This is a genomic window from Mesorhizobium sp. P5_C1 (assembly GCF_054049815.1).
Genome location: NZ_JBFULQ010000908.1, coordinates 1 through 1,454 on the forward strand (window position 1 = coordinate 1; position 1,454 = coordinate 1,454).

Here is a 1,454-nt window from a genome sequence, read left to right on the forward strand (position 1 = left end):
ATCGAGAACACCATGCCGAGCGTCTGCGCCCAGTCGGGCAGGGCGGTGTAGTGCAGATGATGCGGACCGGCCCAGATGTAGAGGAAGATGATCGCCCAGAAATGGATGATCGACAGCCGGTAGGAGTAGACCGGCCGGTTCGCCTGCTTGGGCACGAAGTAATACATCATGCCGAGGAACCCGGCGGTGAGGAAGAAGCCAACGGCGTTGTGGCCGTACCACCACTGCGTCAGCGCGTCCTGCACCCCGGAAAAGGCGGAATAGCTCTTGGAGCCCAGGAAGGAGGCCGGCATCGACAGGTTGTTGACCACATGCAGCATCGCGATGGTCACGATGAAGGACAGGTAAAACCAGTTGGCGACGTAGATATGCGGTTCTTTGCGCTTCAGGATCGTGCCGAGGAACAGGACGAGATAGGCGACCCAGACGATGGTCAGCCAGATGTCCACATACCATTCGGGTTCGGCGTATTCGCGGCTCTCGGTGATGCCGAGCAGATAGCCGGTCGCCGCCATGACGATGAAGAGCTGGTAACCCCAGAACACGAACCAGGCGAGATCGCCGCCGAACAGCCGCGCGCGGCAGGTGCGCTGCACGACATACAGAGACGTGCAAAGCAGCGCGTTGCCGCCGAAAGCGAAGACCACGCCCGACGTATGCAGCGGCCGCAAACGACCGAAATTGAACCAGGGCTGGATGTTGAGATCGGGGTAGGCGAGCTGCAGCGCGATGACCACGCCGACCAGCATGCCGACGACGCCCCAGAACATGGTGGCGACGGCGCCGTAACGGACCGGCCCATCCATGTAAGCGGATGCATCGATGGGAGCGGCAGCTTCAAAGCTCGTGTTGCGGATAAGGACGGCGACAAAACCGAGCAGCACAAAAAACAGCACCCACATGTGCTGCCGGAAGGGCTCGTCCACACCGAAGCCAGCGGCCACCAGAGCCGCAAATGTAAAAAGGGCCAAAGCGAAGATTTGTGTGCCGAATTTCATGACATGTCCCCGACCTCGGATTCCGATGCGCGGACGCCAATCCGCCTGGACACCAATTCCTCAGCCGTAGTGTCACCGCCTTGATCCATGTCAAAGCTCAGCGCTTTCGGATTGGGCAGCGTGGTCTTGCAAACCAACCGGGGGCCGCCGTTGAGCCAGACGAAAGGACCGGGAACGTCGCTGTTCGGAGCAGGCGATGAAAATCCCGCACCAGCCGATCGATCCTGCAGAGAAGCGGTCCCGGCCGCGGTGATGAAGCGCGCGCACAGGGAAAAGCTGCAGCTCTGCGATGCCCTGGAGAGAATTGCAGACGCCTTGCCCAGCGTCGATCGTCTGAAATGTCTCGGCACGGCCAACGCGATCGTTCCGTTGCTGCGCAACATTCATCAATACGAAGAGACGGTCATCTTTCCCGCCTACGATGCCGCTTTGACCGGCAGCGGTGCGAACCTTGCC

The 1,454-nt window shown here is 60.5% G+C and carries 2 protein-coding genes; one reads left to right on the top strand and one right to left on the bottom strand.

Annotated elements, in window-relative coordinates; translation table 11 throughout:
• On the bottom strand, positions 1-998 hold a 998-nt coding region (locus tag ACXJ7R_RS32470), incomplete at its 3' end, for a cbb3-type cytochrome c oxidase subunit I (protein WP_457155370.1).
• An 87-nt stretch (positions 999-1,085) separates the two neighbouring features.
• Between ACXJ7R_RS32470 and ACXJ7R_RS32475 the strand changes: the two genes are divergently transcribed.
• Positions 1,086-1,454: hemerythrin domain-containing protein (locus ACXJ7R_RS32475; RefSeq protein WP_457155371.1), on the top strand; the 369-nt coding region annotated here is incomplete at its 3' end.